Origin of the sequence: Paenibacillus algorifonticola, assembly GCF_050481745.1 — a bacterium.
GTDB lineage: Bacteria > Bacillota > Bacilli > Paenibacillales > Paenibacillaceae > Pristimantibacillus > Pristimantibacillus algorifonticola_A.
In genome coordinates, this window is the sequence record NZ_JBCNGR010000024.1 from 91730 (window position 1) to 115395 (window position 23666).

General features: G+C 48.6%; 20 protein-coding genes. 3 read left to right on the top strand and 17 right to left on the bottom strand.

The genetic code is table 11. From position 1 onward, the window contains the following. Positions 1-38: 38 nt before the first annotated feature. The 3 genes from ABEW34_RS20025 to ABEW34_RS20035 all read right to left on the bottom strand — a co-directional run bounded on the left by ABEW34_RS20025 (position 39) and on the right by ABEW34_RS20035 (position 4344). A complete protein-coding gene (locus ABEW34_RS20025; protein ID WP_338556793.1) occupies positions 39-950 on the bottom strand; it encodes an ABC transporter permease in 912 nt (303 codons plus the stop codon). Between the two features lie 95 nt (positions 951-1045). Continuing rightward, entirely contained in the window at positions 1046-2602 is a 1557-nt protein-coding gene (locus tag ABEW34_RS20030; protein ID WP_430161126.1) for an extracellular solute-binding protein, read from the bottom strand. A gap of 266 nt (positions 2603-2868) precedes the next feature. Beyond that, positions 2869-4344, bottom strand: coding sequence for a M14 family metallopeptidase (locus ABEW34_RS20035; protein ID WP_430161128.1), 1476 nt, complete (start codon positions 4342-4344; stop codon positions 2869-2871). 259 nt (positions 4345-4603) lie between these two features. Here ABEW34_RS20035 and ABEW34_RS20040 point away from each other — a divergent pair, with 259 nt between their 5' ends. Next, positions 4604-5854: an MFS transporter gene (locus ABEW34_RS20040; protein WP_430161130.1), complete on the top strand. Its 1251-nt coding sequence runs from the start codon at positions 4604-4606 to the stop codon at positions 5852-5854. A gap of 90 nt (positions 5855-5944) precedes the next feature. On the opposite strand, the gene ABEW34_RS20045 is transcribed toward ABEW34_RS20040, so the two are convergent. From ABEW34_RS20045 to ABEW34_RS20100, 12 genes are all read right to left on the bottom strand, one after another. Beyond that, positions 5945-6979 carry a glycoside hydrolase family 88/105 protein gene (locus tag ABEW34_RS20045; protein WP_430161210.1) on the bottom strand — a complete coding sequence of 345 codons (1035 nt, stop codon included), beginning with the start codon at positions 6977-6979 and terminating at the stop codon, positions 5945-5947. 29 nt (positions 6980-7008) lie between these two features. Beyond that, entirely contained in the window at positions 7009-7845 is an 837-nt protein-coding gene (locus tag ABEW34_RS20050) for a carbohydrate ABC transporter permease (protein WP_430161132.1), read from the bottom strand. Positions 7846-7847: 2 nt separating this feature from the next. Further along, positions 7848-8747: a carbohydrate ABC transporter permease gene (locus ABEW34_RS20055; protein WP_430161134.1), complete on the bottom strand. Its 900-nt coding sequence runs from the start codon at positions 8745-8747 to the stop codon at positions 7848-7850. A gap of 95 nt (positions 8748-8842) precedes the next feature. Then, a complete protein-coding gene (locus ABEW34_RS20060) occupies positions 8843-10126 on the bottom strand; it encodes an ABC transporter substrate-binding protein (protein WP_430161211.1) in 1284 nt (427 codons plus the stop codon). Positions 10127-10292: 166 nt separating this feature from the next. Then, positions 10293-11840 carry a response regulator gene (locus ABEW34_RS20065; protein WP_430161212.1) on the bottom strand — a complete coding sequence of 516 codons (1548 nt, stop codon included), beginning with the start codon at positions 11838-11840 and terminating at the stop codon, positions 10293-10295. A 10-nt stretch (positions 11841-11850) separates the two neighbouring features. Continuing rightward, on the bottom strand, positions 11851-13590 hold the full coding sequence (locus ABEW34_RS20070) for a cache domain-containing sensor histidine kinase (protein ID WP_430161213.1): 1740 nt from the start codon (positions 13588-13590) through the stop codon (positions 11851-11853). 75 nt (positions 13591-13665) lie between these two features. Then, positions 13666-14688, bottom strand: coding sequence for an SAM-dependent methyltransferase (locus tag ABEW34_RS20075; protein WP_430161135.1), 1023 nt, complete (start codon positions 14686-14688; stop codon positions 13666-13668). A gap of 30 nt (positions 14689-14718) precedes the next feature. Then, entirely contained in the window at positions 14719-15051 is a 333-nt protein-coding gene (locus ABEW34_RS20080; RefSeq protein ID WP_430161136.1) for a cyclic-phosphate processing receiver domain-containing protein, read from the bottom strand. Between the two features lie 24 nt (positions 15052-15075). Further along, the gene (locus ABEW34_RS20085; RefSeq protein WP_430161137.1) at positions 15076-15900 is read right to left on the bottom strand and encodes an Fpg/Nei family DNA glycosylase; all 825 of its coding nucleotides are present in this window, start codon (positions 15898-15900) and stop codon (positions 15076-15078) included. A gap of 39 nt (positions 15901-15939) precedes the next feature. Next, positions 15940-16752: a TIGR01457 family HAD-type hydrolase gene (locus tag ABEW34_RS20090; protein WP_430161138.1), complete on the bottom strand. Its 813-nt coding sequence runs from the start codon at positions 16750-16752 to the stop codon at positions 15940-15942. After that, on the bottom strand, positions 16742-18109 hold the full coding sequence (locus ABEW34_RS20095) for a ribonuclease H-like domain-containing protein (protein WP_430161139.1): 1368 nt from the start codon (positions 18107-18109) through the stop codon (positions 16742-16744). The genes ABEW34_RS20090 and ABEW34_RS20095 overlap by 11 nt, the downstream gene beginning before the upstream one ends. Then, positions 18106-20391, bottom strand: coding sequence for a DEAD/DEAH box helicase (locus tag ABEW34_RS20100; protein ID WP_430161140.1), 2286 nt, complete (start codon positions 20389-20391; stop codon positions 18106-18108). Before ABEW34_RS20100 ends, ABEW34_RS20095 begins: the two co-directional genes overlap by 4 nt. 196 nt (positions 20392-20587) lie before the next feature. On the opposite strand from ABEW34_RS20100, the gene ABEW34_RS20105 reads away from it, so the two are divergent. Beyond that, complete coding sequence (locus ABEW34_RS20105; protein WP_430161214.1) at positions 20588-20839, top strand: autorepressor SdpR family transcription factor; 252 nt, start codon at positions 20588-20590, stop codon at positions 20837-20839. A 44-nt stretch (positions 20840-20883) separates the two neighbouring features. Next, entirely contained in the window at positions 20884-21513 is a 630-nt protein-coding gene (locus tag ABEW34_RS20110) for an SdpI family protein (protein ID WP_430161141.1), read from the top strand. A 45-nt stretch (positions 21514-21558) separates the two neighbouring features. Here the strand turns inward: ABEW34_RS20110 and ABEW34_RS20115 are convergent, their stop codons facing one another. Then, positions 21559-22527, bottom strand: coding sequence for a metal-dependent hydrolase (locus ABEW34_RS20115; protein ID WP_430161215.1), 969 nt, complete (start codon positions 22525-22527; stop codon positions 21559-21561). Positions 22528-22664: 137 nt separating this feature from the next. After that, positions 22665-23600, bottom strand: coding sequence for a ribonuclease Z (gene rnz, locus ABEW34_RS20120; RefSeq protein ID WP_430161142.1), 936 nt, complete (start codon positions 23598-23600; stop codon positions 22665-22667). Positions 23601-23666 lie beyond the last annotated feature (66 nt).

The window sequence follows — 23666 nt, forward strand, 5'->3', positions numbered from 1 at the left end:
TCCTCCTCAAGATGTTGCTTCGGCGGCAAACATAGAGCTTAATATACGCCTTCTTCGCCGAATTTTTTGGCCAGCCAGTTTGCGGACATCACCAGTACTAAACCGACGAAGGATTTGAAGAAGCCTACCGCGGTGCTATAGCTGAACTGCCCTTGTTTAAGCCCCGCTGTATACACATACGTATCAAAGATTTCCGCCACATTCCGATTCATCGCGTTAAGCAGCAAATACACATGCTCAAATCCTAGCTCCAGGACATCGCCAATTTTCAAAATGAGCAGGATAACAATAACGCTGCGGATTGACGGCAATGTAATATGCCAAATTTGGCGGAAACGGTTGGCACCGTCCATCCGCGATGCCTCGTACAGCTGCGGATCGATGGCTGCAATGGCCGCTAGGTACACAATCGTTCCCCAGCCGGCTTCACGCCAGATGACCTGCAAAATGTACATTGGCCGGAACCATTCATCGCTTAGCAGAAAGTTGATTTTCTGCATGCCCATCGCATCAAGCCCCTCGTTAATCATACCGCCATCCATCGTAACCATGACGAAAGAAATCGATACGATGATAACCCAGGACATAAAATGCGGAATATACACAATCGTTTGTACAAAACGCTTGAAGGCTTGCAGTCTTACTTCATTTAACAAGATCGCAAGTATGATGGGAACCGGAAAAAAGAAGATTAAGTTCATTAGAAACAAGACGATCGTATTGCGAAAAATAGTCCAAAACATCGGTTCGGTAAACAGGCGCTGATAATGCTTGAAGCCTACCCAATCACTTCCGAGAATACCGTCGTATGGACGGTATTCCTGGAAGGAGATCACAAGCCCCCACATGGGGAAGTATTTGAATAAGACAAAATACAGCAGTCCCGGCAAAATCATGAGGTAGATTGCTTTATTTTTCAATATACGCCGGCGAAGGTCATGCTTCTTCATGTCCGGCTTAACGGCTGCTACTGCTGACGCTGAGTTGCTGCTCATGTGAAACATCCTTTCGGTTCCCTGTTTTGACAGGAGTTCTATTGCTATTGCTATTGCGATTTAGCTAAAGAATCATTGTATTCAGCGATAATGCTCTCGCCGCCGCCCTTTTTCCAACGCTCGATTTCGCCATCAAATCCTGCCGCATCCAGGTTGCCCAGAATATAGCGGTACGTCGCATCATTAATAATTTGCTGAAGCTCTACGCCCTTTTCGCCAAATGTTTTGGAATCAAGCGCCGCTGTTGGATCGTTAATCAGCATGCTGTTGTTTTCGATAATAAGCTCCTCTGCTTTAGCTTTAGCTGGAAGCTTGTTGTAGGCACGCAGCATATCAATCGTGCTTTCGCCGCCCACTTGCAAAATTTCGTAAGGCTTTTGCTCGCGGTCTGTCAACTTCGTGTCTTCGACCTTTTGCACTAATCCGCCTTCTACGAGCGTGTAATGCTTGTCTGGAACTCCCCACTTGACGAGATTGGCCAGCTCTGGCTCCATCAGCTTGTCATAGAAAGCTAAAATGCTTTTCAGCTCTTCTTCCGATTTAACCGATGATTTCGGGAACAATACTAGGTTTCCGTAGCCTGGAATCGACCAAATACCCGCATCGCCGTTCGGTCCGCTAATGTGATTCGCTACATCGTAAAGGGCATTTGGATTAATTTCCACGGTTTTCTGGTGCAAGCTTTGCACATCCGCCATCGAGCCAATGTACATGCCCGCTTTTCCTGTAATGACCAGATTCTGCTGATCTTCCTTGCTCGTAACCGGGAAATCTTTATTGATTAGGCCTTCGTCATACAGCTTCTTGAAGAAATCCATCGTTTCTTTATACTGCGGGAACATAAATTCCGGCTGCAGCTTGCCGTCTGCCAAGCCCCAGTTGTTTGGTGTGCCAAAATACGAGGCGACAGTCTTAAATGCGCCATATACCAAATCGCTGCGGTCGGTCAGACCCATCGTGTCGGCCTTGCCATTGCCGTCCGGATCGCCTTCCTTAAACTGCTTCAGCATATTGTAAAGCTCATCTGTCGTTTTTGGTGCTGCGAGGCCTAGCTTATCCGCCCAGTCCTTGCGGAAAATAATGCCTTGACGCGACAGCGGACGCTCTTGATAGATAGCATACGTTTTGCCGTCTACTGCTGTATTTTTCACAACCAGCTCATCGAGCTTGCTTAAGTTTGGGTAGTCCTTAATGAAAGGACCAATTTCCCAAAATTGGTTATTGCGAATCGCGTCGCGGAATAGGATGTAGGTGGTCTGATTTTTCATGTATACAGCCTGAGGCAAGGAGCCCGTTGCAAATGACGAGTTCAGTTTTTCTTCATAGCTGCCATCTGGTACCCAGTTAATCGTCAAATCCGTATTCGTTTTTTCCTCTAGCAATTTCTCAATCTCATCTGTAGGAACTTCTGGTGTATGCAAGTTTGTCATTATTGTCAGTTTAAAAGGAGCTTGTGCTTCGCTCGTTGGTGCTCCTCCTTGATTAGTGCCTGATGTTGCGCTTCCCTCGTTCACGCCTGACCCTGATGCACAGCCTGCCAAAATACAGCCTGCTAATGTCGTTGTACATAAGACGCGAAATGTTGATGCCGCTTGTTTCTTTCTCATGCTTTGACCTCCCGAATTTGAAATTCATTTAGGTGCTCTTGTTACCCTTTCATCGTATAACCCGCCTAAGCGGTTTGCCTATAATCACCACGCCATATGTTATGGCGCAATCCCTTGTGGCGCAAGGGTTACAGCCAAATGTGAGCTAAGGATTATAGCGGTTATGCCCTAAATCCGGCCCTTTTTCCGCCAAAAAAAGCGCAGCAAAAAAGCATGCAGGGTGTTGCTCATTCGCTCCCGGCATGCTTTTTAAAAAGGTTTTAGTTTCAAGTTGAGCTGGGGGTTGGAATCGGTGTTGGAATCACGCTCGATCCCGAATCTTCCGCCACCCTCTCCTCTATTGGAATTTCAGTTGCTGAAGGAGCAGTCGGCGCCTGCCCTGCTGATGGCTCCGATGCGTTCGGTGCCGTCGGGCTAGGTTGAGACGGAGTCACTATAGGACTTGCAGTCGGTGTCGGTATTGGACTTGGGCTTGATGTTGGAGTTGATGTTGGAGTCGGAGCAGGCTTGCTCCACGGCTTCGCTACGCTTTTAGCTATCCATCTGCTCCCTTGCACGCTTGTTTGGATCTCATACCAGCTTCCTTTTTCCCTCGTCACCTTATAGACTCCTGGTTTTACGCTGCTAGCTGTTTCCCGGTTCAGAACCGGATAACGATAAGTTGTCACTGGCGAGGTCAGCTCAATGGTAGCAGACGCTTTTTTTGCTTTTTCTGTCAGCATCGCCTGCTCGTAAGCTGTCGTCCCAATGAGCCACATCGTATCCTTATGCTGCTTCCAAATCCGATCCCAGTAGCTAAGCGGTACATTCGTCTCCCCTACAGCAGGAGCTATTTCTGGCGTAAGGGCTGGTTTGCCGAATTCGGTAATGAACCAATCGGTAAAGCCGCCACCCGAAGGATTAGCTTCTGGAGCTACCGCCCGATAGCCTGTCATCGCTGCGTAAGCCTGGACAAATGCCCGATCTCTTGGCAAATTAGATGCTTTCGTCTTAAAATTCCAAAATATGATTTCACCAGACGAGTGATAGGATATCGCGATTTCCGGCTTTATTTGTTTGGTGAAATTGTACATAAGCTGGGCTTCTTTCGCTTCCAGCGGCTTTTTGCCTTTATAATTTTTATAGGAAGGCCCATATTCGGCTTGGCGAATCGTGTCCCAATCGGCTGGATACTGCCTGTTCAAATCGACACCTTTGCCATTGGCTTTCCAGCGCTTGAAATCCCGGCTATTTTTGTTCATTTTGATTAATTCGGCATGATCCTGCTGCGGAAAAGCTGCTAGCCCTTTTTGTTGGAGGGTTACGCCATCGGGATTAACCATAGGCACAATTTGAAACGTGATATGATCGAATAAGTCAGCCGTATTCAGCTGCTTCCACACTCCCTGCTTAGCTGCACTTGCTGCCATCGTTTCCGCCATATTCATTACCGTAATGGTCGTCATCCATTCCCTTGCATGATGGGAAGCATTCAGCAATACATTGACGGGTCCATTGCCAATTTCCATCAACCACAGCTCGCGCCCATATTCACTTTTTCCGAGGCTCCGATAACGGATCAGCTCAGGATAAGCTTCAGCGAGCTTCTTCATATCACGCGTCATTATTTCATAGCTGTATAGCTGTTTTGGATTTATTATCGCTTGCTTGGAGCCCCCTCCACTCGCTGCTACTAGAGTAGGCAGCACAATCGCCATAATAAGCAGCCCTAATAACGTCCTTTTTCTCAAAAACAAATGCATGTAAAATAAGCCCCTTGTCTGTATTCGATAGATTTCAACAACATCCATGGAATTTCGACAAAAATACTATATTCACCTGCTAGAAATACAAAATAATATAGTTTTGGATATACCGTTTAGACGCCAGAAGCTCCCGCTTATCCGTCTTAAGACGGAGTACACTTTCGTTCTAGCGAGCCTTTTTTCATATTGGAATGTCCTGTAAAATTTCCATTGAATACAACACTGCTTAAAAAGTGAAAAAGGATAGGTGAAAAGGATGACAGCCAATCAACCTGCTTCAGCATTATCGCTGTTAAGCAATCGATTTGTGCAAGCAATATTGATGTCCACTTTATTTTTGCAAATCGGCATCTGGGTACGAAATATCGCGGTTCTGCTTTATGTAAAAAAAATGACTAATGATGATGCATTCGCCGTTTCGCTTATCTCCGTTGCGGAGTTCGCGCCAATCTTCGTATTTTCATTTATTGGCGGGACGTTCGCCGACCGCTGGAGGCCGAAGAAAACGATGGTGTGGTGCGACCTGTTAAGCGCCGTATCCATTCTGGCCGTATTATTCGCCATGGAAAATGGAACTTGGCATGCCGTCTTTTTTGCTACCTTAATTTCAGCTATTTTGTCGCAATTTTCTCAGCCTGCTGGCATGAAGCTGTTCAAGCTGCATGTACCCGAGCATCTGGTGCAGACGGGCATGTCGCTTTATCAGACGCTGTTCGCGGTCTTTATGATATTCGGCCCCGTCGTTGGTACGTTTGTTTACCAAAGCTATGACATCGAGACGGCCATTGGCGTAATGGGCGCAGCCTTTCTATTATCCGCTGTTTCGCTAGCTTTCCTGCCTCGTGATCGAGATGATGCTGGAGAGCAGCAAAGTTCACGCGTGCTTGAAGACATTAAAGCGGGCTTTCGTTATGTGTGGTCCAGCAAAATACTGCGTACACTTGGCGGCGGCTTCGTTGCTGCTGGACTTGGTCTTGGCTTAATTCAGCCAATGGGCATCTTTCTTATTACAGAGCGGCTTGGGAAACCGGAGGATTATTTGCAATGGTTTCTATTAGTAAATGGGATAGCCATGATTATCGGCGGCGTGCTTGCGATGAGCTTCTCCAGTAAACTATCGCCGCAGAAGCTTTTAGCGCTTGGCATGACAATCGATAGTATCGCCATGATCGGAATGGGATTATCGAAGGATTACTGGTTCACGCTTAGCCTTCAATTTATAAGCGGTTTAGCTTTACCTTGCATCCAAATCGGAATTAACACTTTAATTTTGCAAAACACGAAGGAATCGTTTATCGGTCGCGTAAATGGCATCTTAACACCCATGTTCATGGGCTCGATGGTCGTCACAATGATGTTGTCGGGCTTAATGAAAAATGCGATTTCACTCGTGCCTATGTACATCATTGCAGGTTTATTTTTCCTACTAGGTGTAGCTATACTCCTTCCACTGTTTAAGTTGCAGAGCGGCATTGCTCCTGCAGCAGAGAAGGCTTTGGCTGAGTAAATAAGCATGCAGAAAAAAACGCCTCCCCACCTTAAGTGGAGAAGCGTTTTTTTCTGCCATTTTTAGTCCAGCTATCGCACAGGCTGTCTCCTACGAAAACTCGCGTTTTTTCGATTGCAGCACCGTAGCGAGAAAAGCGAGTGTCAGTCCCTGGCCCCAGCCTTGAATCCGTTTGCAGGATACTCCTTTATAGCCTTCCGCATCATTCATAACAGCCGTTCCAGCTGATACGCCTTGTACAGCGCCATCTTCGGTAATTTGCTCCAAAATGCCGTCGATCGACTTCTGGATATATTTATTGTACAGCGACCCGAAAGTGAACAAGCCTGCCGCGATGCCTGCCGAACCGGAAGTTTCCTCATAGGAAGTGGGATCGGTCACAATCGTATGCCAGAGTCCCCTCTCTGATTGCAGGCGCACCAGCGCAGCAGCCTGATCGCGCAGCGACCCTTCAATAATCATAAAGGATGGGTGCTGTACGGCAATGAGCGGGAGCGCTTTGGACATCGTAAGCGCAGCCCAGCCATTGCCGCGTGCCCAGAAAATGCTCGACATATGGTTTTGTGCAATATTATCCCAGCCATGATAATACAAGTTGCTGACAGGGTCTTGCAATACACGCTCATGACCATGGTATTGCAGCAAGCCGTCCTCCAAATAGTCTTCCCGTCCCAGAAGCTCGCCCATGCGAATGAGGAAGTAGCCCGCCATCATCATCGTATCGACCCAAGCCTGCTCAGGGAAATTGTACGTTTCAGAATTAACCGTATGCTGGAAAATGCCTTCGGCAAACCGTACCGCATCGTTTCGCAAATAATCTGCCATTTTGATCGCAATATCTAAATACTTGCGGTCATCGGTTGCTTTATATAACGTAATGAGAGCGTGACCAATCGATACGCCATTAACCGACAGCTTAGGAAGATCATCCTCAAGCTTCTCGTCCACCCATTCTTTAAGCAGCGTTAAGTATTTTTCATTCCCCGTTGCCTCATAAGCTTCACATACACCGAAAAATGCAACGCCGCCGGGCCAATCCCAGCCAAAATCCATGCGGAATGTACGGTCTACGACTTTATCGATTACTTCGCGTAAATGTTGTTCATCAAATTGCAGTTGCGGCATTTCACTCGTCTCCTCATTATTCATCGTCACTATTTCAACCCGCTTGTGCTTATTCCTTCAACAATATAGCGCTGGAACAAGAAGAACACGCCTAAAACCGGAATCAAGCTTACGATCGACATGGCGAACATGGCACCCCAGTTGGATACACTTTCACTATCGAGGAACATTTTCAAACCGAGCGATACGGTATAAGAGCTTGGTTTATTCAGATAAAGCAATGGCCCCATCAAATCTTCCCAACGCCAGTAGAAGGAGAAAATCGAAGCCGTTGCCAGCGCCGGAATAATAAGCGGCAGGATTATGCGTAAAAACAATCCGAACTTCCCAACTCCGTCAATCGTAGCCGCTTCATCCATCTCTCTTGGGATGGTCCGAATAAATTGAACCATCAGGAAGATGAAGAACGGAACACCGAAGTATTGAGGTACAACAATCGGTGAAATCGTACCGATCCAGCCCAGCTTGGAAAACATAATGTATTGCGGAACGAGTACAACGTCATGCGGCAGCATCAGCGTAACCATCATCACCGCGAACCAGATCGCTCTGCCCTTAAACTGCAGGCGAGCAAAACCGAAGGCGATAAAAGCTGAGGACAATACGGCACCGATCGTCGAGAAAATAACGATTTTCAGCGAGTTTGTAATAAAACCCATAAATGATTGTCCAGAGGAGCCAACCCAGCCTGTAACGTAGTTGCTCCAAATCCATGGATCAGGAATGAGCGAGCTGGAAGTTGTGAAAATAAGATTACTTGGCTTAAAAGAGCTCATGAGCAGCCAAATAACGGGATACACCATAACGATCGCCAGCAGGCCAACGAAAATATGATAAATCGGCCACTTAAATTTTTTCAATATCATGTTTAACGGCCTCCTTCCGATTCATAGTGAACCCATAGCTTGGATGTTGCAAATACGACTGCTGTCAACACACCAACGATGATGAGCATGACCCATGCCATTGCAGAAGCATAACCCATATCGAAGAATACGAAGGCTTGACGGAACAGATACAAGGAGTACAGCAGCGTGCCATCTAGCGGACCGCCCTCACCTTTGGAAATAATGTAGGCCGGAACGAAGGTCATAAAGGCGCTAATTAATTGCATAATCAGATTGAACAAAATAATCGGAGTCAGCATGGGCAAGGTGATGCGAAAAAACTTAGTAAAGAAGCCCGCACCGTCAACACCGGATGCTTCATACAATTCATTCGGGATATTTTTCAGTCCCGCCAGGAAAATCAACATCGAGGAACCAAACTGCCATACCGACAATGTGACGAGCATGAACAATGCGGCATTGGGATCACCGAACCAGCGTACGCTGTCTACGCCTAACGAGTTAAGCATCACATTGATAATCCCTTGATCGCCAAACAGGTTCCGCCACATAATCGATACTGCGACGCTTCCTCCAATAATGGAAGGCAAGTAATACACCGTTCTATATAACCCGACAGCTTTCGAGGTTGTATTCAAGATCATAGCGACGAATAAAGCGAAAATCAGCCGCAGTGGAACACCCAGAAACACGTAAAGCATCGTAACCTTAAGCGATTGCAAATAACGGTCATCTGAGGTGAACATGGATGTATAATTTTCAAGCCCTATCCAGCTGGGCGATGACAGCAAATCATAATCCGTAAAGGAGAAATAAAGGGACGCAGCTGCAGGTATGAGGGTGAAAATTAGAAAGCCAATGACAAACGGTGATATAAACGTGTATCCAACAAGATTGTTGCGGAAGGACAATGATTTCATCGTTACCAGCTCCTGCTCCTAGTGAAGTCTATTAAGTCGGTTTAAGGGAAGGGCGATGGGCATCTTATAAGCACCATCGCCCGCTTTTCCAACTTTTATTTATTTTTCTTCAATACGTTTTCTGCTTCACTTCTAAATTTCTTAGCAGCATCTTCCGCCGAAATTTGTCCGTAGTTCAGTTGCTCCGTCAAGCTTTTCAGCGATGCAAATACTTCGATAGCGCCGATAGGATCAACTGGATCCATTGGGGAGCTGTTTTCTTCCGACCAAGCTACATAATCAAATACTTGAACTTGCTCTGGGGACAATAGCGGTTTAAGCTCTTCTTTAATAACGCTGGATACTGGAACGCCACGCTCGCCGAGAATCAGCTTATTTGCATCTGCATCGTTAACGAAGAAGTTGATAAATTTCGCTGCTTCTTCCTTCGCTTTCGAGTTTTTCGAAATCGAGAAGAACATGCTTGGCTTCAAGTACAAGCCTTCTTTAGCGCCTGGATTCAACATTGGAGCAATTTTCATCGGACGGTTAACCGCTTGTTGCAGGGCAACAAACTGGTTGGACCACTGCCACACGCCGACTTGCGTGCCTTTTACCGTCATATCGTCTTCAACGCCCTTAATTTGGGCGAGTGTATCTGGAGTTGGAGCTGCGCCGGATTTCACGAGATCAGCCAGTTTGCCAAAGAAGTCTACAAACAATTGGTCGTCCTCATAGCCAAGTCCATTGCCAGCTTCATTGTAAAGCTTCTTGCCCACTGTACGGAGGTAGTAGCCGAAGAAAACTTCTGCGCGCATGCCGCCGTCGATGTATATGCCGTTCTCTTTCGCTTTTGCTGCCATGGACAGATAATCATCCCACGACCAATTTTCCGGAATGCTGTCTATGCCTGCTTTAGCAAGCGTTGCTGGGTCGTATTGGAAGCCAAGAGAGTTGACACCAAGGTTCATCCCGTACACGCCATCGCCCAATTTACCACCGTTCAAAGCGTTTTCAGAAATGTTGGTTACATCAATTTCTTTGCCGAAGTACGGTGTCAGGTCTGCCAGTTGGCCTTTACCGGCATACTGTGCATAATAGCCAGTATCAATTTGCATAATGTCCGGAAGCTCATTAGCTGCTGCTTGCGGAGCGATTTTTTTCCAATAATCATCATAGTTTGCATATTCAACTTCAATCGTTACATTTGGATTTTTCGTTTTGTAGAGGTCAATGACTTTTTTCGTGTATTCGTGGCGCGCTTCAGAACCCCACCATGCCATGCGAAGCGTTATCGGCTTGTCGCCGCCACCGCTGTTCGTTCCTGCATTAGTGCCTGTTTCCGAATTCGTTCCTGCGTTGCTGCCACAAGCGGTAGCCAGCATGAGTGCGGACGCCATGAGGGCGAGAACAACTTTTTTAGCTTGCTTCTTCAATTCGTATTCCCCCTTATTTCTTCTTAGTGATTATTTATGTTGCTTACAAATCAAATTATAGCGTTTTGTATGCGTTTTCTTAATAAAGAAAACCGCTTTTTTTGTTAAAAAAACAGAGATCACTATACGTTTATAGTGATCTCTTGTAGTCGGATGGCGTATAGCCTGTATGTTTTTTAAAAACTTGGCTGAAATATTGCGGGTTGTCTCCGAAGCCAAAACGCTCCGCAAGCTCGAAAACTTTAACGTCCTCCGTCCGTACAATTTCCTCCATTGCCTTCTCCACACGCAGCTTCATGACGTAGGCTGAGAAGCGCTCGCCCGTTTCTTTCTTAAACAGCTTGCCTAAATAATCCGCATTCATATATAAAGTTTCATTCGCTACCCAGTTGAGCGACAAAGCCGGATCAGCGAGATTGGATGCGATAACTTCAATCATTTTTTTTATAACCGTCGATTGCTTGCTGGCAAATGAATCAAAATTCGCCTCGCAAATGTCTTTAGCTGCTTGTCTGACGAAAGCTTCAATAGCCTTCAGCGTCTCCAGCTCATCAAGCCGTGCCAGCATTTGCAAATAATCGTTTAACCGATCCGGTGCACTTTGCCGAGAGATGGAAACAAAGAGCGGAATGACATATGATTTTGTCAGCACCGTATCCATGCGCTGATCGGCAAGCAATTGAAAAAAACGGGCCAGTTCCTCGCTCGCGGCTTCCCAGTTCCCCGCCTTCAGCTCCATGCAAAGCTGCTCCTCGTCATAATCAAAGCTCGAAGGCAGCACTGCTGCTGCGGTAGAAAGATCCTGAGGCGTAATAATCGCGCCCTCTCCAACATGAAATCGGAAGTTCAGACATTCAAGCGTCTCGCGGTACATTTTGCGTGCATCCGTAATTTCCCCAGCGCTGCTGACGGCAATCGTCGTTTCAAGCTTATAAAAATCTGTGAAGGTACACTTCATGCCTGACAATCGGGAGAACAGCTGCTCCTCCTGCTCCGTTTCCTGAATAAGCAGCAGGACGTGCCGACCGATCGTTGTACTGAGCAGTACTATTTCCTCACCAAGCTTTTCTTCGGCAATGTTCGTCAGGGCAAAAATATGCTCATATTCAAACATCCCTTCCACCTGCATCAAGATGAGCCTGATTGGCAACGTGTCATGCGTAATATGAAACATCCGGCGATACGTATCCCAATCGCGCTTGCCATACGTTTTATTCGTAACGAGCTCTTTAAGAAATTGCGCTTTCGCATGGGGCAGCACCTTGGTCAGCTCACTTTGAATGGTTTGAACGAATTGATGCTGCTTGCGCTGTGTCTGGAGATCTTCGATAACCTCGATTAGCGCCTCCGTAATCTTCGTCTCATTACAAGGCTTAAGCAAATAATGTTTGACCCCATAAGCCATCGCGGTGCGCGCGTAATCAAATTCACTAAACCCAGAAAGCAAAATGAATGCCATTTGCGGGTACAGCTCTTTTACCCGCTCTACGAGCTGAAGCCCATCCATGCCTGGCATCTTGATATCAGAAATAATAATGTCAGGCTGTTGTTCTTCAATAAAAGTCAATGCTTCCAAACCATTTCGGGCAGTGCCTATCAACTCTGCGCCAGAGCTTGTCCATGGAACAATTTGTGAAATTCCTTCCAAAATAATACGTTCATCGTCTACCAACAGCACTTTAAACAAACTAATCCTTCCTTTCATAGGGCAGCTTCAGGCTGACCGCTGCCCCTTCATTCGGCTGGCTGCTCACATGAAGGCCATATTCCTCGCCATACAGCAGCTTAATGCGCTCCTCAATATTCCGCAGTCCAAGCCCTGTTCCTTTCGTCTGCACTTCGCCGCTTAACAGCTTATCCGCATAAGCCTGCTCCATTCCCGGACCATTATCCCGTACAACGATATACAGGTACCCTTCCTCTGTATAAGCCTGAATACTAATGGTACAGCTGTCAATCATTTCTTCCAATCCATAATGGATGGCATTTTCTATCAGCGGCTGCAGCGCCAGCTTTGGCAAACCACAACTGAGCAGCTCCTCTGGAACATTAAGCTTGAAGTCGAGGCGCTCCTCAAAGCGGAACGTTTGAATCGTAATGTAATGACTGACGATTTCCAGTTCCTTACGCAGCGGAATAATCGACTCCTTCAAGTTGATCGATGTTCGAAGCAAGGAGCCGAGCGCTTCCACCATTTGCGAAATTTGCAGCTGATTGCTCATTTTGGCGCTCCAGTTAATCGAATCAAGTGTATTGTACAAAAAATGCGGATTAATGTTCGCCTGGAGCGCCTTGAACTGCGTATCCTTAATCGCAAGCTGCTTGACATAGTTTTCATGAATCAGCTCATTGATACGCTCAACCATAATGCGGAAGTTTCGCTGCATTTGGCCTACCTCATCCATCGCAAGCGCCCGCTCCGCCGGATCCTCTACATAATCGAAATACCCTAATTGAATGCGCTTCATATTGGCATTAAGCCGTTCAATCGGTTTGGTAATCCCATTAGCGACGCGCAGCGCAAATATGCCCGAAATAATAAACAGCAGGCCAAAAGCGGCAATAACGAAATTTTTGACCCAAACTAAATTGCGAAAAATATCATCAAACGAGATGATTGTATAATAATACCAATTCATGCGACTGGAAGCGACGTAGGTGACAAAAAAAGAATTGCCTTCCCGTTCCATAATACGGTATCCACTTGACCCATCTGTCAAACTTGAAAGCTCTTCGACAGAAAAAATAGCCTTATCTGGATAAATTAATTCTGTACCTCTGGCAATCATCATATTAGCTCCGCTGCTGTCAAGGCCGGACGACAAATCATGGAATAGCTTGACCGCATCTACCCGCACGACAATGGTGCCTAAATAATCCATATCCAAATTTTTATAGCTGCGAATTTCACGGGCTGCCGATAGCGAGCTGTCGCCTTCGCCAGGCGCTACCCACGTGTTGCCCCCTTCATTTCGCTTCGTTTCCAGCTTAAGCCGCTCCAGTCTGGGACTGGATAAATTTATCGTGCGCACGCCAGTTGCATAAGCCTTATCGTTCACATCATATAACTGAACGGAATGAATATATTTATCCAGGCCGCCCAAATTAACGACGCGGTCCTGAATATTCATTTGAAGCACATAGTTATCGTATTCCGTTCCACCGCTCTTAATAGTCCGCAAATATTCCTGTACTTTGGTGTCTGTTGCAATCGTATAGGACAACTGCTCGATTTTTCGAAGCTCATTCTCAATGCTTACGGCAGAGAGACTTAACGCTTTTGCAGATTGCTCATAGATTTTTTGGTCATAGATGTCGAAGGCATATTGCTGAAGAACACCGCCAAGCACCGCAACGGTTAATAGGACGGCGGAGAGGAGAAGGAACAGCTTATGTTTAATACGCAAATTCGCATAAAGCGCTCTCATATTACGCAAAGGAACTGCCCCCTTATCGACAATAAGCGCCCCGGTTGGAGCGCTCATCACGAATTGCTTCTATAACTAAGCCTTGCGATACTTTAAATACAATGTAATTTCGTCGCGATTATGGAACAACTGCTTGGCCCGCTCAATCGTAAAAGCGGAGCTGAGCCGCTCTGACACATCTCGAATCGTTTGCAGCGGCTTGCGGTGCATAAGCTTAATTGTAATAATCGCTGTAGCTTCACGTGCCAAGGACTGCTGCAGGTCAAGCACGAGCCTGCTCATTTGCATCGGGCTCCAGCTCATATCGCAGACGAGCAAATCATAAGCTTCTGCGGGCAGCTTAACATCAGACGCATTACGTTTATGGTAGGTTAAAGCAGGATGGCCATTTAACGAAGGATGCAGCTCGCCAGGGTCGACGGCCGTCACTCGCAGACCTCGTTCCAGCAGTAGTGACGTCCAGCCTCCCGGTGCCGCACCAATGTCCAGCGCCTGCTGGAATGTTTCATAGTGCAGACCAAACTCCCGTTCCGCCTCCAGCAGCTTGAACTTCGCACGGGAAATTTGCCCTTCCTCCCGTTGAAAACGCACAGCGCCGCCCGGCCAATCGGACAACATCTCCACAGGTGTGCCGCAGCCGACATAAAGCTGACTTGCAGCGGCATAAATCGCAATAATCATATCCGGCGATTGCCTCGCTGATTCGGCTCCGATTTCTTCGAGCACCGCATCCAGCACCGCTTTCGTATCTGCCGCAGAATACGGATAGACGGTCACCTTCGCCTTGCGCAGATGAATAGATACCTGCTTGTCCACAAAAGAAAGCTGTGCATTCCGCACCCCTCTGGACAGCTCCTCCAAATCATCCGCATTGCCGCTTGCCTCAATGACGCGGTCAACCGGCTGCAAATGCCTTAAAAAAATTGGCAGCTGCCGCTGAACCGCTTCCAAGGTTTCTTCCCTTGAAAGCGGACTTTCAAACATAAATACTTCTCCAGCTGCAAGCTGCGTCACTTTCAGCTGGCCTAATAAACGCCTCAGCTCTTCAACCGCATAGGCAGCATATCCTTGATTAGCCGTACCAATCCACCGGCTCATAACGCCACCTCCCTAACATCACACAAACCTTTACAATGAAGCAATTTCCTCCAGCAGCGAGAACGGCATCGGCCCATTATGCACTTTCGTTTCCTTCGGTGCATTGGCGTACAGCATTTGATACATTTGTACCCGTCCTGCTGCGCTGGAAGTGTGCAGGAAAACCTGGTTAGGATAACGTCCTGTGCTCACGATATGGCGAACAACCTCCGCACCCGTATCCTGATTCCAGCCCAAATCATAATCAAGCGATAAAATATCAATGTCTTCCGTATCAATCATTTGTTTGCATTGCTCAGCTGTCAAAGCCAGTACAAATCCCTTTGGGCAATGCCTGTAATCGTCTAAAAAAAGATGTATCATGAACGATTCCCCCGTTCGCGACTTTTAGCTTTCCACTTGCTCCGGCTGGCAGGAAGGACAGACAAACGCCTTGCGCGCAGCTGTGCCAACTACCTCAATTGGGGTGCCGCAAGTACCGCATGCTTCCCCTGCACGCTCGTAGACACGGCGCTGTAGATAGTAGCCGCCTGTCAGCTTGTCGTCCATCGTAAGGGGCTGCTCCATGCTGCCTCCCTTAGCCGCCGCATCCTTCAGCACCACATGCATCGCCTCATATAGACGCTGCCATGCGTCTTCTTGAATTAGCGGAATTTTGATATCCGGACGCACAGCGGCAGCAAATGCAATTTCATCGGCATAAAAGGAACCGATTCCGCTAATTACTTGCTGATCAGCCAATGCGGCCTTTAAAGCACCGCGTTTTTTACGGAACAGCTGAACAAACTTTTCAAGCGTCAGCCTTTTATCTAAAGGATCAGGCCCCAGCTCTGCCAGCGCCTGCTGCGTTTCTTTAACCGATAAAAGATGAACAAAGCCCTGACGCATTCCAGCAACATAAAGGCTGCCCTTTTCCAAATGAATGATGATCTGCGCCTCGCTCTGCGGGCGTTCCTCACCTTGCCCATAAAACAGGGACTCACCAGCATGAAGCTGCGCAAGCAAACGTTTGCCGTTGTCTAAATGCAGAAGCAAATGCTTGCCACGACGCTCCACAAACCAGATCGTTCTATTCATTAGCGCTTCGTCAAACTGCTCAGCGGAAACATTTAGAAACTTCTCTTGCAGCACCTGCGCTCCTATAATTCGGTCTCCTGCGAGCCGTTCTGTTAATAATACGCGATAATTTTCGATTTCCGGCAATTCCGGCATTACTGTTCGCTTCCTTCCTGTCTGTACGCTATCCCTATGTCAGCTGTTTGCAGTTTCCGTAATATAAGAGATCAGCTCATCTAAATTTCTACATATTTTATCCGGTTCGCAGCCTGCGCGTTCCGAATAGTGCTTATAATTTTGCTCCGTTGTAAGGCCTGTCAACACGAGCAGCGTCCCACAGCCTGAAGCGCGGCCAGCTGCTATATCCGTAGCCAGATTGTCACCGATTACCCAGGTGTCCGAAGCCGGAAGGCCGAGCTGCTTTAAGGAATAATCCATCAAAATCGATGAAGGCTTGCCAATGACAATCGGCTCCTTGCCCCCTGCTGCTTGCAGCATCGCTCCAATTGAACCAGCCCCCGGCATTAAACCGCCTTCCGAAGGAAGCAGCAAATCCGGGTTCGTTAAAATAAACGGAGCTCCGCCATGAATATAGCGAACCGCAAGCGAAAGCCTCGAATAGCTAAGCTCTCGGTCGATGCCTTGAATAACAAAATCCGGCTGTTCTTCCGTTAGCCGCAAGCCTGCCTCTTCAATAGCTGCGCGCAACCCAGCCTCTCCAATAACAAAAACAGTAGCCCCCGGCTTTACAGAAGCCACATATTCAGCAGCAGCCTGCGCTGATGTGCACACATCCTGCGCCTCAGCCGGAATATCCATCCTGTTCAATCGCTCAGCTACATCTCCCGGCGTGGCCGAAGAGTTGTTGGTCACGAATCGATAAGGAAGATTCAGCTCTTTAAGCTTGCGCAGCAAAGCATCTGCACCTTCAATTCTTCTCGTGCCATGATAAAGCGTGCCATCGAGATCGATGAGCAGGCCCCGCATTTCAGGCAAATTATGTCCCATGATTCCCCAGCTTCCTTCCTATCTTGCCCTGCAAGCGCAATGACCGCTTGCGAAGCTCTGCAAGCTCCGCCCGCTGCTTGGCAGTCTGACGCCCCCGAAGCGGATGGCTAAGCGCCATCTGCAGCGCTTCGTCCGCATATAATAAAGCCGAATCATAATCTTTCAGCTTATGTTCGTAATACATAGCGAGTTCGATAAAGGCGCTGTCATCGCTTGCCCCAAATTTGTGAGGCAACATTACAGCCTTCTGCCACAATAACACAGCTCGCCGCCAATTTCCAGCCTTCTTGTCACGTGCCGCGAGCAGCAGCAAAGCATTAAGCGTCATACCCGGAAGCTGTTCTGCCACCGCAAATAATCGTTCCGCCTTCTCCGCCTGTCCCATCTTCTCCAGCCACAGCCCTGTTCGCACGATTTCCTCCGGCTCTTCCGGCATCGGCAGCGGGCCGCAGCCCGCTTCGCCATTTAGCAAATGCCCAAAACGGATCGCTAAGCTCGCAAGTGAAAGCATGTCGATTTCATTATGGCGGTATACGCCTTCCAGCGGCTCCGGATTTTGATCAGCTAAATATTGAAAGTACAGCTGCGGGGCAAGCGAGCCAGGGACATCATCCACACGCTCTATGCCAAGCCGCTCTTCCTCCACATGGCTTAGCCTGCATGAAGCAAGCGTATTGCGCCAAACGCTGCGTGCAGGATGCAGAAAATCCAAATGCAGCGGTGCCCACACTTTACTGCCGAAGCCATTCAATATAAATCGGTTCAGCATAACGGGCCAATCAAACGTTCGTCCATTATACGTTACCAGATACCGATAAGCCGTCAGCTTTTCCTTCAAATAGGCCAGCATCGCCCGTTCCTCTGCCGGATGGCGAATTAGCGCCTGCTCTACAATAAACTGCTGTCCTTGCCAATAGGCAATGCCCACCATAAACGGCACATTGCCTGTCCCAACTCCGAGGCCGGTCGTCTCCAAATCCAGAATGAGCAAGTGCTCTGCGCCTATTTTCTCCCCGTGGAATGCAGATAGCCCTTTGCTGGCTTCCTCAAGCTCCGAGAGCCGGTGAATGCCATGCTGATGGGCCGCAGGATATTTCACTTCACGCAGCAAAAAGGTTCCTACCTCATTCGTTTGCAGCTTGACGCCCATGGCGAGCCAGCTCTCTGGAAGCTGCTCCGCGCCCGCTTCTATGTCTGCGCCTTCTTTATTGCCTTCTAGAGTGGTATCTAGAGAGACTTCTAAATCAGGCACTTTAGAAGCCTGCTGCCCTGCACTTCCTATAGCTTCGCCTGTGCTGCTTGCCGATCCAGCTGCGCTGCTGCGCAGACGATTCATTCGCTCTCGCAAACTGCTCATGTATTTCCCTCCGCTTCCTCCAGAAGCTTAAGTGCCTGCTCCTTGCCAAGCAGTCCGACCTCTTCAATGGGCCCCACACAGGCTGGGCATCCGCTCAAGCAAGTACAGCCGCGAATGAGCGACTTTGCCTGACCGATCAGCTCATCATGCACCTCAAACAATCTTTCGCTCAGTCCAATGCCGCCTGGGTACCGGTCATAAAAATAAATTGTCGGCTTCTGTGTATGCACAGCCTTCACCTGCGGCACGACGCGAATATCATAGGGATCGCACATCAGATAGAGCGGTGCAATATGAACCAATACATTCGCAATGCCCAGCAGTGCGTATTGCATCTCATTTTTGCTTTTGCGCGCAGCAGCCTCTTCACTGAACGAGAACCAATAGCCGCTCGTATGCAGCTCCTCCTCTGGCAAATGAATCGGGCCAGAGCCAATATTTTCATGGCTGCGCAGCCTAATCTTTTTGAAAATCGTCGCCTTGGCATTCAGCGCCAGCTCTCCGTACTGCCGCGTAAGCTCGCCCGATTCGCGCTCTTTGTCTACGTATAGCACCTTCAGCTCTACTGCGAGATTCGCATCGGTGTAATAATCGACATCGACTTTGCGCACATAAGCTTTCTTCTCAGCATAATCCAGCTTCTCGACCTGATACTGCACGCCCTCGTGGATATAAATCGCTTCTTCGTGAATAAGCGTCGGTGCGCTGAAGCGATCGACTTCGCCCAGCACGCGGCTGCCTTCCGTCATATCAATGATGACGAAGTTTTCCTGAGCCGCGGAGCGCAGCGAAATGTTGTGGGCGGGAAACGACTGCTCCATCCAATACCAGCGGCTGCCCGCGCGGTGCAGCACCTTTTCCTCCGTTAAAAACTCCATCATGTCCGCAAGCGATTCCTCGCCAAACTTCTCGCCCTCTTCAAAAGGAAGCTCGTATGCCGCACATTTCACATGGTCAATGAGCACGAGCAAATTATCGGGATGAATAAGCGCGCGCTCTGGCGGCCGATTGAAGAAAAAGTCAGGATTCTGAATCATATATTGATCCAAAGGATTGCTGCTTGCCACTAAAAAAGTAACCGCGCTGCCCTGCCGGCGCCCCGCACGTCCCGATTGCTGCCAGGTGCTGGCTACTGTGCCCGGGTAACCATTCAGCACGCAAGCTTGAAGCTGGCCAATGTCAATGCCGAGCTCCAGCGCATTCGTGCTGACGACGCCGCGAATTTCGCCGCTGCGCAGGCCCCGCTCAATTTCCCGCCGCAGCTTGGGCAAATACCCGCCTCGGTAGCCGCGAATCGTCTTCGCATCGAGCTTGTCCTTAATGATATCCTGCAAATAGGTCAGCAGCAGCTCGACGCGCACCCGGCTGCGGGCGAACACAATCGTCTGCACCCCTTGCCGCAGCAGCAAGCCTGCCAGCTTCCTCGTCTCCAGCACGCTGCTGCGGCGAATGCCGAGCTGCCTGTTCACAACAGGCGGATTATAAAAAATAAAATGCTTTTCGCCCGTTGGCGCGCCATTATTATCGACGAGCCGCACTGGCTCGCCTATTAGCTTTGCCGCATGCTCGGCGGGATTATCAATGGTCGCTGATGCACAAATAAATTGCGGATTAGACCCATAAAACCGGCAAATTCTTTTGAGCCTACGGATAACATTGGCAACGTGACTTCCGAACACGCCTCTGTAAGCGTGAAGCTCATCGATCACGATATATTTAATATTTTCAAACAGCTTAACCCATTTCGTATGATGTGGCAAAATCGCCGAATGCAGCATGTCCGGATTCGTCACGACAATATGTCCAGCATTGCGGATCACTTGCCTCACAGTCGGAGGGGTATCCCCGTCGTATGTATTCGTCTTGAGGTCGACGTCCATCAGATCGGCAAGCGTCTGAAGCTCAGCCACCTGATCCTGCGCCAACGCCTTCGTCGGAAACAAATACAGCGCCCGGCCTTCCTCATCCTCTAATAAAGACTGAAGTACAGGAAGGTTATAGCATAAGGTTTTGCCAGAGGCAGTCGGGGTGACCGCTACAATGCTATGGCCTTCTCGAACGAACCGATAGGCCGTTTCCTGATGGGTATATAGTTCATTAATCCCCTTTGTGCGCAGCGCTTCGGCAAGCTTAGGATGCAGGTCCGCTGGCAATGCTGCGGTACAAGCATCGCGAGGCGGAATGGTCCGCCAGTGGGTGATATTGTCCGTTATGTCCTGATCGTGCTTCAGCAGCTCCAGCCACTCCTCGAGTCCCGAGGTCTTTCCCGTCCAGCGGTTCATGACTGTTTCTCTCCTTGTATCCTGACTTTTCAAATTCCCTCGTTTCTTTCATTTTACAAGAATACATGTTCGGCCTGCAATTTTATTTTTTGGGTATCGGTTTATTGACAGCTTAAGGCGCAGCCATTACAATGTGATTATATTAGATTATTAGATAATTATCTAAATATCGAAAGGAGATCATCCCTCATTGTCGATTAACCAGGCGTTTAAAGCATTATCCGATCCCACTAGACGCACAATACTTGATTTGTTGAAAGAACGGGATTTGACAGCGGGGGAAATTGCTGACCATTTTCACATGACCAAGCCGAGCATTTCCCATCATTTAAGCTTGCTGAAGCAGGCTGAGCTAGTATCGGACGAGCGCAAAGGGCAGCATATATACTACTCGCTGAATACGACCGTCTTTCAAGATTTGCTCAAATGGATTGCTTCGTTTCAATGAACATCAACCGATTTATGACCTGACTTGGAAAGGAACGATGAATGATGAAAAAGAATTTTTGGACTTGGATTATTATCGCACTATCATTTATTGCCGGGATAATCTTCTACTCTTCTCTGCCTGCCACTATGCCCGTACATTGGAATGCGTTTGGCGAGCCAGACCGTTATGCCGGCAAAATGTTTGCTTTATTTTTCATCCCTGCTTTGATGGTGCTGCTTACACTAATGTTTAAATATTTGCCGAAAATCGACCCTAAGCTGGCTGCAAGCTCCAGCACGATTAAAAGCACCGATATTATCAATCAAGTGCTGATGCTTGGACTAGCTGCCATTCAAGGCTTCATCATCGCATATGGCTATGGCGTCGAGCTTGATATTCTGATGGTCGTCATCCCGTTTATCGGCATTTTGTTCATTACGATCGGGAACTATTTGCCGCGTATGAAGCCCAGTCGCTTTGTCGGCATCAAAACACCGATAACGAAGAATAACGAACATATATGGCGCAAAACACATCAGCTTTCGGCCAAAATATTTTTCTGGGGCGGCTTTCTCATTATCGTGACGGTGTTCCTGCCAGGCATGGTGCAGTTGATCAGCTTTCTGACGTTGATTGCGCTCGTTTCCATCCTGTCGGTCTTCTCTTCTTTCTTTGTTAGCAAAAAAATATAGCGCCCTTGGAAGAGCGCTATCCGTGCTTTTTCGCAAAATATTTCACTAAACGTGGGGTGGCTCCCACGTTTTTTTATTCCAGCCTAGTCGGTGATTCAGCACCTTCATATCCGCATCGAGCGTCACAGCTACCCCAAACGGCATTTGCTGCTTATTCCAAAAACGCACATCGCTCCAGGTCACTTCGTAACCATCCAGCTTTTCCTGCACATTCACATGAACCCTCTCGGAAAACGACAACAGCGCCTTCACGCCTTCCTCGTTCATTGCCGCACGCACAACCGGAGCCAGCTCCGCGTCATCCAGCTTGCTGACAGTCGTCTCAATCGTAACCAAACCTCCGGCAACCGTTCCCGCAGCATAATGATCGCCGCAGTCTGCCGTAAACTGCCAGCTGTACCCAAGCAGTGACGGTACGAGCGTTATGCCCGTACGGAGGCCGAAGCTTTCTCGCAGCAGCCGCTTTACCTTTCGGCTTACTCGCAGCCTCCATCCGATATAGAGAGCCGTCATAGCGTAAATGATGGCAAACATCGGGCCTGGCTCGGCTAAGCCTGACGCCCAAAGGATACAGCCAGACACATGCAAAGCAAACAAATAGGGATCAAATAGGCATAACGTATCTAAATGCAGCCATTTCTGCGAAACAGGTCTGGCGCATTGCACGCCAAAGGAATTGAACAAGTCCAGCAAAACATGAAAGCAGACTGCTACGAACATCCAGCCTACAACCTGCCAGGCAAGCTCGGGCACGCCATAAAGCCACGCAATCGGCAAGCCCAGCAACGACCAAATGACGGGTGCAGGCAGCGAGTGCGTAATGCCGCGATGATGGCGCACATAGGCCGCTTGCCCTTTAAACCTCATCACCGTATCAAAATCCGGTGCATGGCTGCCGAGCAGCGTTGCTGTCCATACGGCAAGCATTGCGGCTGGCTGCGCAGCCAGCGCAGGGTCGAGCATCGCGAGTCCTCCAAGTGTTGCGCCGAACAATAAATGGCTTGCTGTATCCATCACGTATCAGCCTCCCGATGAGTATACTGCTGTTCACAGCCATCATACGGGAGGAATGTCAACGCATTATTTTCAGCATATGTTGATTTCGTAAGTGGGTCTTAGGGTGTAGCAGACTGGACGGAAGTCCCCTAAGGCTAGCATTCGCTTCTCCTTGCTATTTTGGCATGGAACAGATCATAAGCCGCTTCGGATTGCGGAAAAATACGCTGTGCCTCTTCCTTCAGCATCGGCATATCCTCAAGCATAAAACGCGAGCTGAAATGCGTCATAATAAGCTGCTGCACACCTGCATCCTTAGCAGCCTGCGCCGCTTCAATCGTCGTGGAATGCCCATATTCATGCGCTTTCTCTTCCTGCCCTGCAGCAAACGTCGCCTCGTGAACAAGCAAATCCGCATTTTCAGCAAGCCGGGCCATGTTGGCACATGGGCTGGTGTCGCCAGCAATTGCAATGATTCTGCCTTTTAATGGAGCGCCAGCTACTTCAGCAGCACGCACCGTCATGCCATCTGGCAGCTGCACATCCTCGCCCTGCTTGAGCTTCCCATATAGCGGCCCTGACGGAACACCTAGCGCTTTCAAACGCTCTGTATTAAGCTTACCCGGACAATCCCGCTCCATTAGTCGGTAGCCATAACAGGGGAGGCGATGATCCAATGACCACGCTTCCACAACGAATCGCTCATCCTCATGAATAACGCCATCCCCTTGGATCTCGGTTATGATAAGCTCATAATCAATATGGGTTCCGCTCAGCCGCAGCGCGGTTCGCACCATCTCTTCAACGCCTACAGGACCAAACAAATGGAGCGGACCTTTACCGCCGGAATAAGACCTTGTGCTAAGCAGTCCCGGAATGCCAAAGGTATGATCACCATGCAGATGCGTAATGAATAGAGCATTCAGCTTGCCCATTTTCAGCGGGGATCGCATCATTTGATGCTGGGTGCCTTCGCCTGCATCGAACATCCATAGCCCACCATCCGGCTCTGGCAGCCGCAGTGCAATCGACGTCACATTGCGTTCTTTCGACGGCCGTCCCGCACCTGTTCCAAGAAACCAAATTTCCATGCACCTACCGCCTCCTGTTCAAAAATAGGATAAAGCCTCCGCCAATCGCTAAAAACGATTTTGCGG

Excerpts from the sequence above, each read along its gene's own strand:
- ABEW34_RS20110 (WP_430161141.1), top strand. The coding sequence starts at position 20,884 with ATGAAAAAGAATTTTTGGACTTGGATTATTATCGCACTATCATTTATT.
- ABEW34_RS20030 (WP_430161126.1), bottom strand. The coding sequence starts at position 2,602 with ATGAGAAAGAAACAAGCGGCATCAACATTTCGCGTCTTATGTACAACG.
- ABEW34_RS20075 (WP_430161135.1), bottom strand. The coding sequence starts at position 14,688 with ATGAGCCGGTGGATTGGTACGGCTAATCAAGGATATGCTGCCTATGCG.
- ABEW34_RS20060 (WP_430161211.1), bottom strand. The coding sequence starts at position 10,126 with ATGGCGTCCGCACTCATGCTGGCTACCGCTTGTGGCAGCAACGCAGGA.
- ABEW34_RS20045 (WP_430161210.1), bottom strand. The coding sequence starts at position 6,979 with ATGCCGCAACTGCAATTTGATGAACAACATTTACGCGAAGTAATCGAT.
- ABEW34_RS20050 (WP_430161132.1), bottom strand. The coding sequence starts at position 7,845 with ATGATATTGAAAAAATTTAAGTGGCCGATTTATCATATTTTCGTTGGC.
- ABEW34_RS20080 (WP_430161136.1), bottom strand. The coding sequence starts at position 15,051 with ATGATACATCTTTTTTTAGACGATTACAGGCATTGCCCAAAGGGATTT.
- ABEW34_RS20090 (WP_430161138.1), bottom strand. The coding sequence starts at position 16,752 with ATGGGACATAATTTGCCTGAAATGCGGGGCCTGCTCATCGATCTCGAT.
- ABEW34_RS20055 (WP_430161134.1), bottom strand. The coding sequence starts at position 8,747 with ATGAAATCATTGTCCTTCCGCAACAATCTTGTTGGATACACGTTTATA.
- ABEW34_RS20070 (WP_430161213.1), bottom strand. The coding sequence starts at position 13,590 with ATGAGAGCGCTTTATGCGAATTTGCGTATTAAACATAAGCTGTTCCTT.
- ABEW34_RS20040 (WP_430161130.1), top strand. The coding sequence starts at position 4,604 with ATGACAGCCAATCAACCTGCTTCAGCATTATCGCTGTTAAGCAATCGA.
- ABEW34_RS20085 (WP_430161137.1), bottom strand. The coding sequence starts at position 15,900 with ATGCCGGAATTGCCGGAAATCGAAAATTATCGCGTATTATTAACAGAA.
- ABEW34_RS20115 (WP_430161215.1), bottom strand. The coding sequence starts at position 22,527 with ATGGATACAGCAAGCCATTTATTGTTCGGCGCAACACTTGGAGGACTC.
- rnz (WP_430161142.1), bottom strand. The coding sequence starts at position 23,600 with ATGGAAATTTGGTTTCTTGGAACAGGTGCGGGACGGCCGTCGAAAGAA.
- ABEW34_RS20100 (WP_430161140.1), bottom strand. The coding sequence starts at position 20,391 with ATGAACCGCTGGACGGGAAAGACCTCGGGACTCGAGGAGTGGCTGGAG.
- ABEW34_RS20035 (WP_430161128.1), bottom strand. The coding sequence starts at position 4,344 with ATGCATTTGTTTTTGAGAAAAAGGACGTTATTAGGGCTGCTTATTATG.
- ABEW34_RS20095 (WP_430161139.1), bottom strand. The coding sequence starts at position 18,109 with ATGAGCAGTTTGCGAGAGCGAATGAATCGTCTGCGCAGCAGCGCAGCT.
- ABEW34_RS20025 (WP_338556793.1), bottom strand. The coding sequence starts at position 950 with ATGAAGAAGCATGACCTTCGCCGGCGTATATTGAAAAATAAAGCAATC.